Genomic DNA, 16,300 nt, shown 5'->3' with positions numbered 1-16,300 from the left:
TCAGTTGCAACCACAGCCTCCGCCTGTCTTTCCGCCATTGGCACCCGAAGCCGCCTCGCGGTACACCTGGAAATTGGTTTCGTGTCTTTCTGCCGTCTTGGCCGAAAGCTTCATCTCTGGATCGTTAAGGTATTGTTTTTCATATTCCTTGACATTGGCACAAGAAGCCGCCGTCAGCACAGAAAAAGCAAAAAATAGGCGCGTAATGTTATTCACTTTTGAATGTTTTTAAATCGATGTTTTTGGATGTCGTCACTTTTCCGTTGTCGTCGACCATCACACAGCGGATGCCGGGCAACTGGTTGACGAGGTTCATACCTACCTCCTGGCCCATGACGATGATCGCCGTCGAAAGCCCGTTGGCCAGTTCGGCACTGGGCGCAAAAACGGTCACGCTCGAAAGTCCGCTGGCCGGATAACCGGTTCGCGTATCGATGATGTGCGAGTAGCGTTTGCCGTTGAGCACCACGAATTTCTCGTACGTTCCCGAAGTCACCACCGCATTGTCCTCGAGCGGAAAATAGCCAAATACCTTGTCCTTGTCCATCGGGTTGGTAATGCCGACCGTCCAGGGCTGGCCATCGGGTTGCTTGCCCCAGGTATTCATGTCGCCAGAAGCGTTGACGATTCCTGCAATGACGCCTTTTTGTCGCATCAACTCCTTGGTTTTATCAGCGGCGTAACCTTTGCCGATCGAGCCAAAACCGATGCGCATACCCGGCAGCTTTAAGAATATGGTTTGGTTTTCTTTGTCGAGGATGATATTCTTATAGCCTACTTTCGCTACCGATTGCTTGACCGCTTCAGGCGAAGGCATTTGGGTCATCGTGCCGTCGAATTTCCAGATTTTTTCCATCGAGGCCCAACTGATGTCAAAGGCGCCGTCGGTCAGTTTGGAGAATTCGATGCCGCGCGCGGTCAAATCAAACAACTCCTTGTCTACCTTGACTGGCTTGATGCCGGCATTGCGGTTGATTTCGGAAACCTGTGTCGCCGGGATCCATTCGGAAATGAGGTTTTCGATCCGGGTAATTTCGGTGACTGCCGTATCGATGTAAGCCTCGGCTGATGCTTCATCCTTGGCCACCATGGTGATGTCGAAACGGCTGCCCATGAGTTTGACGACGCGTTTGCGCGCCACCTGAGCCATAGCCAACGTGCCGTAAAGCAACACCAAGATGACGATCGTTTTTTTCATGAACCGGTTTTCGCAAAAGATTGGAGTTCGGCGATGTAGGCTTCGGCCGCAAGGTCTTTGTAAGCGGTCCGGCCCAGGATTTTGCCGTTGCTGTCCAGCACAAGCACGAACGGAAAATTGCCTTCGCGGTTGTATTTCTCGGCGAGTTGTTCGTTCTGAATCCTTACATTTTCAGGCAAGGCGTGCGCTTTCTTCTTTGGAAAATCGGCTTTGACCAGAATCCAGTTTCGTGCAGCCGCCGAACGGAAAGCCCCGGTAGCAAATACATTCTTTTCGAGCTTGATGCAGGGCGCGCACCAATCCGATCCCGAAAAAACCAGTAAAATATTTTTGTGTTGCGCCTTGGCTTCTACCTGGGCGGCGGCCAAATCGGTTGTCCATTCCTGTGCCTGGGCAGTGAATGCAAACAGCAATGCAAGGGCTTGAAATAAAAGTTTCACTTGTTAAAATTTTCACAAAAGTATATCTTAAGATTATTTAGAACAAATAAAAATAAGATAAATTTTAAGAAATTTTCAACTTGCTGAAAATCAGAAAATAAGATTACAACATGCCGTGGTATTTGCGTAAGAACCACTCGGTTGCGAGTGAAATCGCAATTAAAACGAGCAGCCAAACCCAATCCACCAAAGGTGATTTTTTAACGATTGCTTTTTGAATGGCTTTGTAGTTTTCGTTTTCAAGTAGGCTTTTGATCAATTCATCCGTTTGGTTCGGCATAAAGACTTTGCCTTGCGTTTGCGTCGCCAATTGATTTAGTTTTGCCAAATCAGGATTGACAAATTGCTTCTCGATATCGAAATCCAGAATTTCAAAATAACCGTTGTAAATCGTTTTGGAATTGAGCTCCTGAACCCTGAAATTGTACTGTCCGGCAGCCAGCCCATCTAGATTCACCTTATAAGAATTGCTGCCTTTGAGCAGGTCGTAATTCTTGGTTTGTTTCGTATGCTTGTTCGTTACCGAAATCGCCAGTCTCGCCTTCTCGTCAAATTCATAATTCTTGTTGAAGTATTGGGCGTTGATCTCGATCGCTTCTCCCGAGTTGTAAAAGCTTTCATGGTTCACGACCAGTGACTTCCTTGCATTGTTGGAAGCCAGGAATTGGATGATCTTGTCGGCAAACAGATCGAATTTCTCGAATGATTTATTGTCGACGTGGGTTTGCAGGCGCCACTTCCAAATGTTCTCCCCTAGCAGGAACGCGGTTCTCTTGCCCTGGTTTTCCGAAAAAGCCAGCAAAGGCGCGTTGGTAGAAATATTCCTGATCCTCGAGGACAACAACACCTCCATATTGCCTTTGACGTTGACCGTCCCGAAGGCATTGAGCAGCGGCGGCAGGTTTTCGAAACCGATGTTGTCGAGTGCAAAAAGGTTGAATTGCGAATCGAATTCGGCCAGGTAATCCTCGCTTTGCGCGCTCATGCGAAAAACGAGCTGGTCCTGGTTCATGTTCAGGAACTGGAAATCGGTATTGATCCCGGTGATGACAAACGTATTGACCCCGGCTGTTTTGGCCTTATCGAAAACCGATTTGAAATCGGCGTTGGGTTGGTACAAAATCAAAACATTATAATCAGATAACGAATTGATTTCACGTGGTTTGACTATCGTTACCTTTCGTTGTGGATTGCTTTCGATCGACCGTTTCAAGGCCGCAATATCGGGATGCGCAATCGAGGATACAATCGCAATTTCGGTCTTCTGGTCGATGACTTCCACGGCAAAATTCTTGACGTTGTTGTAGCTGTTCTTCTCGCTTTCCTTGGATTGGATCGTAGCTTTGAAAACCTGCAACCCGATTTTATCCGCCGGGAGCAAAACCGAAATGACGGCCGATTTCTTTGAAGGTGAAAACGCGACGGACTGCTTGTTGTAAACCGTGCCGCCCTGTACAATGCTGAAATCGGCGTTGATGCTTTTGGTTCCCGAATATTGCAGGAATACCTCGACTGGAAACTTGTTCTTGTGAAACGCGTATTTATTGACGTTGAGCTGGCTGATGCGCAAATCCAGAAAAGTCGTCGTATCGCCTACCACCAAAGGAAAAACCTTGTTGTTCGGATCAAACCCGTAGACGTAATCGTTACCCGAGGTTTGGTTGCCGTCGGTAATCAGGACCGTCGGGAACGTCTTGTTCTTGTGGATGCTTTTGAGGTTTTTGGCTGCCAGGTCGATGTTGGTCTGGTGCCCTTTGAAATCGAATTGGGCCGACGCCTCGAATTCGGAATCGAATTGGTACGACTGAACATCGAATTTCTCTTGGAGTTCTTTATTGGTGGCCAGCTTTTGATAAACGTCCAATGCGGCTTGATTGGCCTTGAGATCGACAATCGACGCGGAATTGTCCATGACGATTGGCAAAGGCGTTTTCTGGACTTCGTAGGTACTTCTGGAGACAATCGGGTTGATCAGCAAAAGTAAAATCCCGAAAATGGTCACAAAACGCAACAAAGCCAGCCACAGGTTTATTTTGTTCCTGTGCCCGGCCCTGTAAAAATATTGGTAAAATGACAATCCTGCTGCTACGACCAGCGAAAGGAGGATAAACAGGATGGTGGATGTTGTCATTATTTAATTCAAAATTCGTTATTCAATATTCGACATTCGAAATTCTTCAAATCGAACATTGCGTTTCAAAATGCTGTTTTGGATGATAGCCCCTAGCCCGGATAGAAGCGGTTATCCTTTTACGGTGCAGCGATAGCGGAGCTGTAAAAGGTAAAAGCGGATAGCCGGAATATGCTTCAAAAAAATATCGAATGTCGATTAACGAACAACGAATTTTGAAGTTTTACGTCAGCATACCGCCGTCTACGTTCATGACCTGCCCGGTCACATACGCACTCATGTCGGAAGCCAGGAACAAGCAGGCATTGGCGACATCTTCGGTCGTGCCTCCGCGTTTGAGCGGAATGCTGTCCCTCCAGCCCTGCACCACATCTTCGTTGAGTTTGCCCGTCATTTCGGTCTCGATGAAGCCCGGCGCAATCGCGTTGCAACGGATGTTCCTGGAACCCAATTCGAGCGCCACCGATTTGGTGAAACCGATCACACCGGCTTTGGAAGCCGCATAATTGGTTTGCCCGGCGTTGCCCTTCACCCCTACCACCGAACTCATGTTGATGATCGAGCCAGCGCGGTTTTTGAGCATGGTTTTTTGTACGGCCTTGGTCATGTTGAACACCGATTTGAGGTTGACGTCGATGACCTGGTCGAAATCTTCCTCGGACATGCGCATGAGCAGGTTGTCTTTGGTGATTCCGGCATTGTTGATCAGGATGTCGATGGTTCCGAATTCGGCAAGCACGTCATCGATTAATTGGTGGGCCTGCTCGTAATCGGCGGCATTGGATTGGTAGCCTTTGGCCTTGATGCCCGCGCCGTTGAGCTCATTTTCGAGTTCCTGGGCAGAAGCGGCCGACGAACTGTAGGTGAATGCAATGTTGGCGCCGTGTTTGGCGAAAACTTCGGCAATTCCCCTCCCGATTCCACGGCTTGCACCGGTGATGATCGCCACTTTTCCTTCTAAAATCTTCATATTGAGTTGGTTTGTTAGTTTTTGCTGTTTTTGAAGCTTCAAATATAGCAATATTTGGTTGCAATGGAAACACAGCTACAGGAACTTTTAACATGATCGGCATGCATAATTTCAAATTTCAGGTGTACCTTTAAAGGGCAAAAAAGAAGTTATGTGCGCGCATTTAAAAAAGGAATTGCTGACGGCAAGGAAACAGGTCCCGCAAGAAAAAGTACTTTCGGAAGTGGCGGCGATCCTGGCCGAACACGAGCAACGACGGCTTGCGATTTTGGAGACACTCCACGGCGGAAATTCGGATGTGGTGAATGCCCTAGACTTTGACCTGCTGGAAAGCGACCGCATTTTTTCGCTCGACAACATCAAGAAAGTCTGTATCGATTATCGTTTGCGGTTTCTGGAGAGCGGCCGGTTCAAGAACGGTTTTCCCGAGGAAGCGCTGGCCGAAATCCGAAAGCTCGAAAACCAGCACGGTACGCGTTTGGCCCATTTCAAGATCATGGCGCCAACCAAGGCTTTCAAACTGGACAACTACGATGACCCGCTGCTGTTTGTCCCGATCGGCAACCATTACTTCTACCTCGTACACCAATGGGGCAACGACATCAATCCGTGGCGCAAATGGAAAGTGCTGCCGTTTCGCAATTTGGGCTGGTTTACGGTCTTTTGCGTATTACTGAGTTTGGCATTGACCTGGATGATTCCGCTCAACCAATTGGGCAAGCAGGTCCACATGGCCTCGGTAATCGTATTCCTGTTCCTGTTCAAGTCGGTTTTTGCCGTGGCGATGTACGGTTTTTTCATGCGCGGACGCAGTTTTAGTTCGTCGATGTGGAACAGCCGGTTTTACAACCAATAACTCCGCGCGCAATATACGGTTGGTTCTTGGCAATCATTTTCTCGAATATGCTTATATTTGTTTGAGTCAATCTATTAAAAAACAGCCGATTATGAAAGCAAACTACCTTCTACTACTTTTGATTGCCGCCCCTTTTACTATCTTGAATGCCCAAACCGTTGGCTTGAACCAACACGATCCGCAAAGCCTCGACGATGGCTATGTCTTATTTGCCCCGCTGTCAAGCACGACCACTTACCTGATCGACAAATGCGGCCGACAAGTCAAAAACTGGAGCAGTGCCTACACACCCGGTTGTTCCACCTATATCCTGCCCGATGGCACCCTATTGCGCACAGGCAAAGCCAACAACCCGATCTTTACCGCAGGCGGTACCGGCGGCATCATTGAGAAGATCGACTGGGATGGCAATGTCATTTGGACCTACACGGTATCGGATGCGACCAAATGCCAACACCACGACGTCAAGGCCATGCCCAATGGCAACATATTGCTGATTGCCTGGGATTCCAGACCTCAGGCCGAAGCCATTGCTGCCGGACGCGATCCCAATGCTGTTCCCGAAAATTTATGGAGCGAGCAAATTCTCGAGATACAACCTGTCGGCGCCACAGGCGGAAATGTGGTCTGGGAATGGCACCTTTGGGACCATCTTGTCCAGGATTTTGACGATACCAAATCGAATTACGGAAGTGTCATCGATAACCCGCAGTTGGTCAACATCAATTACAATGCATGGCCGCAATCGGATTGGATCCACCTGAATTCCATCGACTACAACCCCGTACTGGATCAAATCGTACTCAGTTCCTTTAGCTGTAGCGAGATCTGGATCATTGACCACAGCACCTCGACAGCCGAAGCGGCAAGCCACAGCGGAGGAAATTCAGGCAAAGGCGGCGATTTGCTGTACCGCTATGGCAATCCGGCAGTTTACAATGGCAGCACCGCAGGCACCGTGCTCTTCAACGGGCAGCACAACGCCCATTGGATACAAAATGGTCTTCCGTTTGCCAACCAGATCATCATCCACAACAATGGCAACGGCAGGATTGGCGGCAATTATTCTTCTATTGAAATCATCAACCCGCCTTCGGATGGATTCACCTACAACATGACCCTTCCGATCGCACCGGCTGCAAGCTCCTGGTCCTACAACAACGGGAATCCCGACAATTACTATGCGCCCTTTATCTCAGGGGCAGAACAATTGCCCAACGGAAATGTATTGATTTGCAATGGTCCAGCGGGTATTTTTTTCGAAGTGAGCACATCGGGCGAAACGGTATGGAAATACACCAATCCAGTCAATGGCTCGGGGGTGGTTACCCAAGGTGAAACCCCAATCGATACTTTTACCTTCAGGTGCAGTTATTACCCATTCGATTACAGCGGTTTTGATGGCCATACACTGACGGCGGGAAATATCATCGAAAACGCCAACATCATATCCGAGAATTGTACCCTGAACCTGAAAGTGGCCGATTATACCGCAGATGCCGGTGTGTCGGTTTACCCCAACCCGGCCAACGACATCCTGAACATCAACTGGCCCAATCCTCCCGCAAATGGAACTATAAGCCTGACCAACAGTCTAGGGCAAACGGTGTATGCCGCCAGAATGAATTCCAGCCCCTTTTCGATCGACACCAATGCATTTGCCACAGGGTTGTATTACCTGAAAATCAGTGCCGACGGCAGTCAATTTGACAAGAAAATAATAATCGAGTAGCGCAATAAAAAAAGCCCTGCGAGATGCAAGGCTTTTTTTATTTTAAGACAACGGAAAAATTATCCCATCACTTCTTTTACTTTCTTACCGATCTCAGCCGGCGAATCCACTACGTGGATGCCATTTTCGCGCATGATGCGTTTTTTGGCTTCGGCCGTATCGTCAGAACCACCCACGATGGCTCCGGCGTGTCCCATTGTTCTTCCTTTCGGAGCGGTTTCTCCTGCAATGAATCCGATGACTGGTTTGCGGTTGCCATCGGCCTTGATCCATTTTGCGGCATCGGCTTCAAGTTGGCCACCGATTTCACCGATCATCACGATGCATTTGGTTTCCGGATCGTTCATGAGCATTTCAACAGCCGCTTTGGTAGTGGTCCCGATGATTGGGTCACCACCAATTCCGATGGCTGTGGTGATTCCCATTCCTTGTTTCACAACCTGATCGGCTGCTTCATAAGTCAAAGTTCCCGATTTGGAAACGATTCCAACGGTTCCTTTCTTGAAAACGAAGCCCGGCATGATGCCTACTTTTGCTTCTTCCGGTGTAATGACACCTGGGCAGTTTGGCCCGATCAATACGCAATTTCTTCCTTTGATGTAATCATTGGCTTTAATCATATCGGCTACCGGAATCCCTTCAGTAATGGTGATGATTACCTTGATTCCTGCATCGGCGGCTTCCATGATCGCATCGGCAGCAAAGGCCGGCGGTACAAAAATAATTGTCGTATCGGCGCCCGCTTTTTCCACGGCGTCTTTGACGGTGTTGAAAACCGGACGGTTCAAATGCTCGGTCCCGCCTTTTCCTGGCGTCACACCACCAACGACGTTGGTTCCGTACTCGATCATTTGCGAAGCGTGGAAGGTTCCTTCACTTCCGGTAAAACCCTGAACAATAATTTTTGAATCTTTATTGACTAAAACACTCATGATTTATTTTTTATGTTGTTTTTAAAATTGCTATGCAAAAATAAGGTTTTAGTTAGAATATCTACCACCTTTCCCAAAAGAATTATTCAATTTCGCGAACGTCTGATTCGCGGTACGGATAATCGAATAAAATGTAGGTAATGTCGTCCTTGCGCTGCTTTTCCGAACAGCGTTGCTTGAAGGCTTTGTAGGCATGTTCGGCCGGATACATCGGCACTTTCAACTCCTTGAACGACCAATTGATCACGCTCACGGTCACGTTTCCTGGGCCGCACGGATTTTTGGATGCCGCATAAGGCCGCAGCATTTTGGGTTTGTGGTTTTCATCGTAACAGGCATAGATTTTTTCAACCTTACCCGAATACAACGAAAACGACAGGTAGTCGTCCCAGAGCCCGACGAAGTTCAACAACGGACAGATGCCAATCAGCACCAAGACGGCCTTATTGAAAACCGGACGGACAATCGCTTTGGTAAGAACAACCGGCTGCTTGTAAAAAACAGTCCAGACGAGCAAAATCATCGCGATGTTCCAAGGCCAGACCACTTCGTTGAAATTGATTCCCAACGGCCCGAGCATGTACAACAACGCCAAATGCATCCCGAAGCACAAATACACAAAAGGTCTTTTGTTCTTGAAAAACAATAATCCGACGCCCACTGCGCATTCGACCGCCGCCAAAAAATAACCCGAATAAAACAGTAATCCCGATTGGCCAGGCACCAAATTCAGCAACCTCCTGAGAATATTCTCCCAGATTTCCGACAAAAATGCTTCGTTGAATTTGTGCAAACCGCTAAAAAAATAAGTCAAAGCCAACAAGGCACCAAAGATTTCGAGAAAGGCTTTGGGATTCCTGTAATAGTAAACGAAGAAAACCAATGTCAACAGGTATTGGTATTCCCAAGGCTGCCAACGCATCTGGTCGAAAATACAAGCGACCAATTCTACGGCAATAGCCACGAAATACAATATTTTTTTATACGGAAACAACACCAGCCCCAAGATGGCCGTGACCGATAAAACACATAAAACCAACGACGCAGTCGCCGGCAAAACAGGAAGAAAATCAAAAATGGGAAGTTCCGGAAACAAACGACCGGTCGGAAGCCACAGTTTCCAACTGATGACTTTGGATACCAGCCACGCCAAACAGCTAATCCTGATTATGGCAGTTTCTTTGGGTCCGGCTGTCATTACGCAATTTAGCTCAATTGGCTCATTTGGAAACCACGGAAAAGCTTGTCGTCCTTGAGTTCCCAGATGACAAAGAAATGCGCCAAAAGCATTTCCTCACGTGGGTTTTCGACAGTTTTGATGAAGTGGGAATATCGTACACAAACCTGGTTGCCGTCCTGCACCATATGGCTCACGCGCGCTTTGGAGCGGATGTACGAACGTTCCATTTGCGAAGTCAAATCGATGATGTCCTTGTATTTGAGTTGGAGAAAACCCTTGCTGCTGTTCCAGTCGAGGATTACCTCGGGATGCAGGTAATTCTTCATGATTTCGCTGTTGATCAGCGCATCGGATTTGTAAAATTCCTGTACGATTTTTTTGGCCGACATTTTATTTGAGTTTGTTTAGTATCTCGGGAATCTTCTTGATGTTCGCGAGCTGTTTGAGTTTTTCACGTGATTCTTCGATTGGCGTACCAAAATAAGTTTTGCCGCCCTCGACCGATTTGGTCACACCGGTCTGTCCCATGACGACCGCCTTCGACCCAATGGTAATGCCGCTCGTCGTACCGACCTGGCCCCAAAGCGTCACTTCGTCCTCAATGACCACACAGCCCGCGATTCCGGTCTGCGAAGCGATTAGGCATTTTTTGCCGATAACCGTGTCGTGGCCTACATGGACCTGGTTGTCGATTTTGGTTCCGGCACCAATAGTCGTGTCACCGGTCACGCCTTTGTCGATCGTACACAAAGCACCGATACCGACGTTGTCTTCGATGACCACGCGCCCACCCGACAGCAACTGGTCGAATCCTTCAGGACGTTTTTTGTAATAGAATGCATCGGCGCCCAAAACAGTCCCGGCGTGGACGATGACATTGTCGCCAATGATCGTGTTGTCGTAAATCGCACAGTTCGAATGGATGATGCAATTCTTCCCGATGCGCACATGATGCCCGACAAAGGTATTGGGCTGGATCATCGTGCCTTCGCCAATGACAGCCAGCTCAGAAATCGCCGCGCTCGCATAACGGAACGGACGGAAATGATGCGTCAGTTTATTGAAATCGCGGAACGGATCGTCCGAAATGAGCAGTGCTTTCCCTTCGGGACATTCCACTTCCTTGTTGATCAGGATAATTGTCGCCGCCGACTGCAATGCCTTGTCGTAATATTTCGGATGGTCGACAAACACAATATCGCCGGGCTCTACGACATGAATTTCATTCATACCATGAACCGGAAAATTGTTGTCGCCTACGTAAGGGCAATTGATCAGCGCAGCGATTTCCTGCAGCGGAAAAACCTTTGGGAATTTCATTTCAATTAGAAAATGTGAAAATTAGAAAATTAGAAAATGAGCGCAACAAAGGCATTATCTCATTTTCTAATTGACCAATTATCTAATTATTACTCTTTTACGCGCTCCATGTATTTTCCGGTAGCAGTTTCGATCTTGATCCTGTCGCCTTCGTTGATGAACAATGGAACGTTGATGTTTGCTCCCGTTTCAACCGTAGCCGATTTGGTCGCGTTGGTGGCGGTGTTTCCTTTTACTCCTGGCTCTGCATAAGTCACTTCGAGGATGACCGATGCCGGCATGTCCACAGACAAAGGCAAATCGGTTTCGGTGTTGATCTGTACCATAACCTCCGAACCTTCTTTCATCAATTCAGGCGCGTCGAGCGCATTCTTGTTGATCGTGATCTGCTCGAAAGTCTCCGTGTTCATAAAGTTGAACTGATCACCCTCGGCGTATAAATATTGGAATTTATGCGTCTCCACCCGGATTTCCTCAATCTTGTGCCCGGCAGAAAAAGTGTTGTCGATTACTTTCCCGTTGGTCACGCTTTTGAGTTTGGTACGAACGAAAGCTGGGCCTTTACCCGGTTTTACGTGAAGAAATTCGATAATCTTGTAGATGTCGTGGTTGAACTTGATGCACAATCCATTTTTAATATCTGATGTAGATGCCATTATTGTTATTTGTTAATTTGTTTAATCGTTTAATCGGGAAAACCGTCGACTACTTCTATTTTTATGTTCTTGATGTCTTGCAGCTAAATGATCTTTGCCTCTAGCAGCGAAGCGGTCTTTCTTCTAATAATTTCCAGTATAGCCTTTCATCACGCCGCGTGACGAATTGCGGATGAAATCGAGGATCTCGTCGCGCTCCGGTGTCGCTTCCATTTCGGCTTCGATGATACTCACGGCCTGCGAAGTGTTGTAATTTTTCTGGTACAGGATTCTGTAAATGTCTTGTACTTCGCGAATTTTCTCGGTCGAGAAACCACGTCTGCGGAGCCCAACCGAATTGATCCCGACATACGACAAAGGCTCTTTCGCAGCCTTGGTATACGGCGGTACATCTTTCCTGACGAGCGATCCACCCGAAACCATCGCATGATCCCCGATGTGGATGAACTGGTGTACAGCCGCCAAACCGCCAATCACGGCATGGTTGCCGATCACCACGTGTCCGGCCAAGGCCACTCCGTTGACGATGATCGAATTGTTCCCGATCACGCAATCGTGCGCCACGTGGGCATAGGCCATGATGAGGCAATTGTTCCCAACGACAGTCTGACCCGATGCCACGGTACCGCGGTTGATGGTCACGCATTCGCGGATTGTACAGTTGTCACCGATGATGGCCAGCGATTCCTCACCACCAAATTTCAAATCCTGCGGAACCGCCGAAATAACGGCTCCCGGAAAAATATTACAGTTCTTCCCTATTCGTGCACCTTCCATGATGGTCACGTTCGATCCGATCCAGGTTCCGTCACCGATCACCACATTGTTGTGGATGGTCGTAAACGGCTCGATCACGACATTCTTGGCGATTTTGGCGCCGGGGTGCACATAAGCTAAAGGTTGATTCATATATCTTGTTTAATCGGTTAATTGTTTAACCGTTTAATCGTTCTTCGGTTCACCGGTTAAACGATTCAACGGTTAAACAAAATTATTGGTTTTTGGCAATCTGCGCCATCAATTCGGCTTCGGCCACCAATTTTCCGTTGGCGTACGCATTGGCCTGCATGTGGCAGATTCCACGTCTGATTGGTGAAATCAAGTCGCATTTGAATACGAGCGAATCGCCCGGCAATACTTTGTGCTTGAATTTCACATTGTCTATTTTCATGAAATACGTCAGGTAATTTTCTGGATCCGGAACCGTGCTCAAAATGAGGATTCCGCCCGTTTGCGCCATCGCCTCGATGATCAAGACGCCCGGCATGACTGGTGCGCCCGGGAAGTGGCCCACGAAAAACGGTTCGTTCATCGTCACGTTTTTCAAACCAACAACATGCGAATCCGACAATTCGAAGATTTTATCCACGAGCAAGAACGGCGGACGGTGCGGCAACATCGACATGATCTTGTGGATGTCCATGAGCGGCTCCTGGTTCAAATCGTACACCGGAACCTGGTTTCTTTGTTCGATCTTGATGATCTTGGCCATTTTCTTGGCAAACTGGGTGTTGACGAAATGGCCCGGTTTATTGGCTATGATTTTCCCTTTGATGCGGGTGCCGATCAAAGCCAAATCGCCTACCACATCAAGCAGCTTGTGGCGTGCGGCTTCGTTTGGATAATGCAAGGTCAGGTTGTCGAGGATGCCATTGGGCTTGACTGAAATCTTGTCCTTGCCAAAAGCGGTGCGCAGGTTTTCCATCGTGCTCGGTGAAATTTCCTTGTCGACATAAACAATGGCATTGTTGAGATCGCCGCCTTTGATGAGCCCGTTTTCGAGCAACGATTCGAGTTCGTGCAAAAAGCTGAATGTACGCGCATCGGCAATTTCCGACTTGAATTCGGAGATATTTTTCATTGTCGCGTTCTGCGTGCCCAAAACTTTCGTACCAAAATCGACCATCGTCGTTACTTGGTAGTCGTCGCTCGGCATGACCAGGATTTCGCTTCCGGTGGCTTCATCGGTGAATGAAATGACTTCTTTGACGACATAGTATTTTCTTTCGGCTTCTTGCTCGACGATTCCAGCTTTTTCAATCGCCTCGACGAAATATTTCGAAGAACCGTCCATGATCGGCGGCTCGGAAGCATCGAGTTCGATGATCACATTGTCCACGTCACAACCGACGAAAGCGGCCAATACGTGCTCTGAAGTCTGGATTTTGACGCCCAATTTCTCGAGGTTGGTCCCGCGTTGGGTGTTCACCACATAATTGGCGTCGGCTTCGATGATCGGCTGTCCTTCGAGGTCAACCCGTACAAAGGTAAATCCGTTGTTTACCGGTGCCGGCTTGAAAGTCATGTTTACTTCCTTTCCGGTGTGCAATCCGACTCCGGTCAGGGAAATCTCATTCTTTATGGTCGTTTGTTTAACCATTGCTTATTTATTTTGGTTTATTGTTTTTTTCAATTCCTCGAGTTCGGCGATGATTTTCGGCAGGTTGCGGAAATGCACGTACGATTTGTTGTAGTCGCCATAACCGAAAGCCGGGCTTCCCTGGATGACTTCGTCGTCCTTGATGTTCTTGCCGATTCCGGACTGTGCCTGGATCTTGACATTGTTGCCGATGGTCAAATGTCCGGCGATGCCAACCTGTCCGCCGATGACGCAATGCTGCCCGATCTTGGTCGAACCTGCCACACCGGTCTGTGCCGCAATGACAGTGTGCTCCCCGATCTCGACATTGTGCGCGATCTGGATCTGGTTGTCGAGCTTGACGCCTTTGCGGATGATGGTCGAGCCCATGGTCGCGCGATCGATGGTCGTTCCGGCACCGATATCGACTGAATCCTCGAGAATCACGTTGCCGATCTGCGGCACCTTATTGTAGCTGCCTTCCTTGTTCGGTGCAAAACCAAAACCGTCCGCCCCGATGATGACCCCGGAATGGATGACGCAATCGTTCCCGATTACCGTATCCGAGTAAATCTTGGCCCCGGCGAAAATCGTTACGTTGTTGCCGATCACGACATTGTCGCCGATGTAGACGTTCGGATAAATCTTGACATGGTTGCCCATCTTGACATTGGCCCCAACATAACTGAAACTGCCGAGGTAAAAACCTTCGCCATAATTCACGTTGTTGGAGATGACCGTATGCGCCTCGATGCCGTTCTTGCTCGCCTTGCGCGCCTGGTCGTAAAATTCGAGCAGTTTGGAAAACGACATATAGGCGTCTTCGACCTTGATCAAGGTTGTCGTGATGTCGGATTCAGGCACAAACGAACTGTTGACGATCGTAATAGTGGCCTGTGTCGAATAGATAAAATGCGTGTATTTTGGGTTGGCCAGAAACGTCAGCGAGCCGTCGCTTCCCTCCTCGATCTTGGAAAGCTTGTAGACTTCGGCATTGGGATTTCCGACGACTTCGCCTTCTAAAATGCCTGCTATTTGTTCTGCTGTAAACTTCATTGTGCGTGTTTAAAATGTTCCGCTGAAAATGGAACTGCCGACAAAAATATAAAAATTTGACGATGCGCGTTAATTTTCTTTGAGGTGTTTTGGAAAACAGATGTAATATTTGGTGACGGGCTTCGAGAGCGCTTTCAGATTCAATTGGTCCGAGGCTTCGACCACGTCCTCGATCGATTTGTCTTTCTTTAAAATATGGATCGGTTCGGCGGTTTTGTTGTACGCCTGGTTCTTAATTTTTCCCTTGAAGATGAAATAGGATGCGTCGGCCATCGACACCTCGCCTTTCTTGATGAGGTCTTCGATCAGTTTCGTGATTTCTTCCTTGGCGAATTTTTCGCTGCTGAGTTTGATTTTCAATAAATCTCGGTTGATGATCATCTTGCAGAGTTTGCTCAAAATCACATCGTCCTGGTGCTGCCACGATTTGAGTGCGCCTACAATGTCGAAATCGTCGAGCTGTGCGAATTGGTCGAGCACATTGTCGTTGAAATCTTCGCGCTCGATCTTGTTTTTCATGAAGAAACGCAACGGTTCGCTACACGGCAACACAACTCCTTTTTGTGTGAGTTCTTTGGCGCGTTTGAGTACTTTGGTCAAAATCAATTCGGCCACTAAAGAGGTTTTGTGCAGATAAGCCTGCCAATACATCAGGCGGCGCGCCATCAGGAATTTCTCGATCGAATAGATGCCTTTTTCTTCCAAGACCAACACATCGTCGACCACGTTCATCATCTGGATCAAGCGGTCCGAATTGATGTTGCCCTCGGCCACGCCCGTGTAAAAACTGTCGCGTTTGAGGTAATCCATACGATCCATGTCGAGTTGGCTCGAAATCAATTGCAACATAAATTTTCTATTATAATCACCTTTAAAGACTTTAATAGCAAGCGACAATTTCCCGTCGAAATCGGCGTTGAGTTTGTCCATAAACAACAACGAGATCGCTTCGTGGTTGACGTTCTCGACGATGCTGTGTTCCATCGCGTGCGAAAACGGCCCATGCCCGATGTCGTGCAGCAGGATCGCGATGTAGAGTGCATTTTCCTCGTCTGGCGAAATCGAAACGCCTTTGAAACGCAACACCTCAATGGCTTTCTGCATGATGTGCATGCAGCCCAACGCATGGTGAAATCGCGTGTGGTGCGCGCCCGGATAAACCAGGTACGACAAACCCATTTGGGAAATTCGGCGCAAACGCTGGAAATAAGGATGCTGGATCAGGTCGTAAATGAGCGGATTGGGAATCGTGATGAATCCGTAGATCGGATCGTTTAATATCTTGAGTTTGTTGATTTGTGACACTTTCAGAATTTTGGATAACAAAGATAGCAAATAATTCAAGGCCGCTGCAACTCAAAATATTATAACATTAACACCGTAAACTATAAGGAAAACCTTTATAAAATCGAGCAACTTTACACCTTGGATAATTGTGCGCCCGATTAGGATTTTAGGCCGAATTGGATT

16 protein-coding genes are annotated in these 16,300 nt (G+C 48.0%); 2 read left to right on the top strand and 14 right to left on the bottom strand.

Annotated elements, in window-relative coordinates:
- From QM717_RS16495 to fabG, 5 genes are all read right to left on the bottom strand, one after another.
- The gene (locus QM717_RS16495) at positions 1-207 is read right to left on the bottom strand and encodes a DUF4266 domain-containing protein (RefSeq protein WP_415040158.1); all 207 of its coding nucleotides are present in this window, start codon (positions 205-207) and stop codon (positions 1-3) included.
- A 1-nt stretch (position 208) separates the two neighbouring features.
- Positions 209-1,198: an FAD:protein FMN transferase gene (locus tag QM717_RS16490; RefSeq protein WP_415039122.1), complete on the bottom strand. Its 990-nt coding sequence runs from the start codon at positions 1,196-1,198 to the stop codon at positions 209-211.
- Positions 1,195-1,638: a thioredoxin family protein gene (locus QM717_RS16485; RefSeq protein WP_415039120.1), complete on the bottom strand. Its 444-nt coding sequence runs from the start codon at positions 1,636-1,638 to the stop codon at positions 1,195-1,197. The genes QM717_RS16490 and QM717_RS16485 overlap by 4 nt, the downstream gene beginning before the upstream one ends.
- Before the next feature lie 103 nt (positions 1,639-1,741).
- Entirely contained in the window at positions 1,742-3,769 is a 2,028-nt protein-coding gene (locus tag QM717_RS16480; RefSeq protein WP_415039118.1) for a hypothetical protein, read from the bottom strand.
- Positions 3,770-3,992: 223 nt separating this feature from the next.
- Positions 3,993-4,739, bottom strand: a complete 747-nt coding sequence (gene fabG / locus QM717_RS16475; protein WP_415039117.1) for a 3-oxoacyl-[acyl-carrier-protein] reductase — start codon at positions 4,737-4,739, stop codon at positions 3,993-3,995.
- A gap of 151 nt (positions 4,740-4,890) precedes the next feature.
- On the opposite strand from fabG, the gene QM717_RS16470 reads away from it, so the two are divergent.
- Positions 4,891-5,595 (top strand): hypothetical protein, encoded by a 705-nt coding sequence (locus QM717_RS16470; protein ID WP_415039115.1) that lies wholly within the window; start codon positions 4,891-4,893, stop codon positions 5,593-5,595.
- 91 nt (positions 5,596-5,686) lie between these two features.
- Positions 5,687-7,327 (top strand): aryl-sulfate sulfotransferase, encoded by a 1,641-nt coding sequence (locus QM717_RS16465; protein ID WP_415039113.1) that lies wholly within the window; start codon positions 5,687-5,689, stop codon positions 7,325-7,327.
- Positions 7,328-7,386: 59 nt separating this feature from the next.
- Here QM717_RS16465 and sucD read toward each other — a convergent pair whose 3' ends face one another.
- The 9 genes from sucD to QM717_RS16420 all read right to left on the bottom strand — a co-directional run bounded on the left by sucD (position 7,387) and on the right by QM717_RS16420 (position 16,135).
- On the bottom strand, positions 7,387-8,259 hold the full coding sequence (gene sucD / locus QM717_RS16460) for a succinate--CoA ligase subunit alpha (RefSeq protein WP_415039111.1): 873 nt from the start codon (positions 8,257-8,259) through the stop codon (positions 7,387-7,389).
- 82 nt (positions 8,260-8,341) lie between these two features.
- A complete protein-coding gene (locus tag QM717_RS16455) occupies positions 8,342-9,457 on the bottom strand; it encodes a hypothetical protein (RefSeq protein ID WP_415039109.1) in 1,116 nt (371 codons plus the stop codon).
- An 8-nt stretch (positions 9,458-9,465) separates the two neighbouring features.
- On the bottom strand, positions 9,466-9,828 hold the full coding sequence (locus QM717_RS16450) for a nuclear transport factor 2 family protein (RefSeq protein WP_415039108.1): 363 nt from the start codon (positions 9,826-9,828) through the stop codon (positions 9,466-9,468).
- A gap of 1 nt (position 9,829) precedes the next feature.
- Complete coding sequence (locus QM717_RS16445; RefSeq protein WP_415039106.1) at positions 9,830-10,759, bottom strand: UDP-3-O-(3-hydroxymyristoyl)glucosamine N-acyltransferase; 930 nt, start codon at positions 10,757-10,759, stop codon at positions 9,830-9,832.
- A gap of 89 nt (positions 10,760-10,848) precedes the next feature.
- Entirely contained in the window at positions 10,849-11,415 is a 567-nt protein-coding gene (gene efp / locus QM717_RS16440) for an elongation factor P (protein ID WP_415039105.1), read from the bottom strand.
- Between the two features lie 123 nt (positions 11,416-11,538).
- On the bottom strand, positions 11,539-12,324 hold the full coding sequence (lpxA, locus tag QM717_RS16435) for an acyl-ACP--UDP-N-acetylglucosamine O-acyltransferase (RefSeq protein ID WP_415039104.1): 786 nt from the start codon (positions 12,322-12,324) through the stop codon (positions 11,539-11,541).
- An 82-nt stretch (positions 12,325-12,406) separates the two neighbouring features.
- On the bottom strand, positions 12,407-13,795 hold the full coding sequence (locus tag QM717_RS16430) for a bifunctional UDP-3-O-[3-hydroxymyristoyl] N-acetylglucosamine deacetylase/3-hydroxyacyl-ACP dehydratase (RefSeq protein WP_415039103.1): 1,389 nt from the start codon (positions 13,793-13,795) through the stop codon (positions 12,407-12,409).
- Between the two features lie 3 nt (positions 13,796-13,798).
- A complete protein-coding gene (lpxD, locus tag QM717_RS16425) occupies positions 13,799-14,830 on the bottom strand; it encodes a UDP-3-O-(3-hydroxymyristoyl)glucosamine N-acyltransferase (protein WP_415039101.1) in 1,032 nt (343 codons plus the stop codon).
- A gap of 69 nt (positions 14,831-14,899) precedes the next feature.
- Positions 14,900-16,135, bottom strand: coding sequence for an HD domain-containing protein (locus tag QM717_RS16420; RefSeq protein ID WP_415039099.1), 1,236 nt, complete (start codon positions 16,133-16,135; stop codon positions 14,900-14,902).
- Positions 16,136-16,300 lie beyond the last annotated feature (165 nt).

Origin of the sequence: Flavobacterium sp., from assembly GCF_047602195.1 — a bacterium.
GTDB lineage: Bacteria > Bacteroidota > Bacteroidia > Flavobacteriales > Flavobacteriaceae > Flavobacterium.
The sequence above is the reverse complement of the archived record's forward strand: the minus strand, read 5'-3'. Positions and strand labels throughout refer to the sequence as shown.

Coding starts and splice junctions, on each gene's coding strand:
- lpxD (WP_415039101.1), bottom strand. CDS start 14,830: ATGAAGTTTACAGCAGAACAAATAGCAGGCATTTTAGAAGGCGAAGTC.
- QM717_RS16490 (WP_415039122.1), bottom strand. CDS start 1,198: ATGAAAAAAACGATCGTCATCTTGGTGTTGCTTTACGGCACGTTGGCT.
- QM717_RS16445 (WP_415039106.1), bottom strand. CDS start 10,759: ATGAAATTCCCAAAGGTTTTTCCGCTGCAGGAAATCGCTGCGCTGATC.
- QM717_RS16455 (WP_415039109.1), bottom strand. CDS start 9,457: ATGACAGCCGGACCCAAAGAAACTGCCATAATCAGGATTAGCTGTTTG.
- QM717_RS16470 (WP_415039115.1), top strand. CDS start 4,891: ATGTGCGCGCATTTAAAAAAGGAATTGCTGACGGCAAGGAAACAGGTC.
- QM717_RS16430 (WP_415039103.1), bottom strand. CDS start 13,795: ATGGTTAAACAAACGACCATAAAGAATGAGATTTCCCTGACCGGAGTC.
- QM717_RS16465 (WP_415039113.1), top strand. CDS start 5,687: ATGAAAGCAAACTACCTTCTACTACTTTTGATTGCCGCCCCTTTTACT.
- QM717_RS16450 (WP_415039108.1), bottom strand. CDS start 9,828: ATGTCGGCCAAAAAAATCGTACAGGAATTTTACAAATCCGATGCGCTG.
- efp (WP_415039105.1), bottom strand. CDS start 11,415: ATGGCATCTACATCAGATATTAAAAATGGATTGTGCATCAAGTTCAAC.
- QM717_RS16480 (WP_415039118.1), bottom strand. CDS start 3,769: ATGACAACATCCACCATCCTGTTTATCCTCCTTTCGCTGGTCGTAGCA.
- fabG (WP_415039117.1), bottom strand. CDS start 4,739: ATGAAGATTTTAGAAGGAAAAGTGGCGATCATCACCGGTGCAAGCCGT.
- lpxA (WP_415039104.1), bottom strand. CDS start 12,324: ATGAATCAACCTTTAGCTTATGTGCACCCCGGCGCCAAAATCGCCAAG.
- sucD (WP_415039111.1), bottom strand. CDS start 8,259: ATGAGTGTTTTAGTCAATAAAGATTCAAAAATTATTGTTCAGGGTTTT.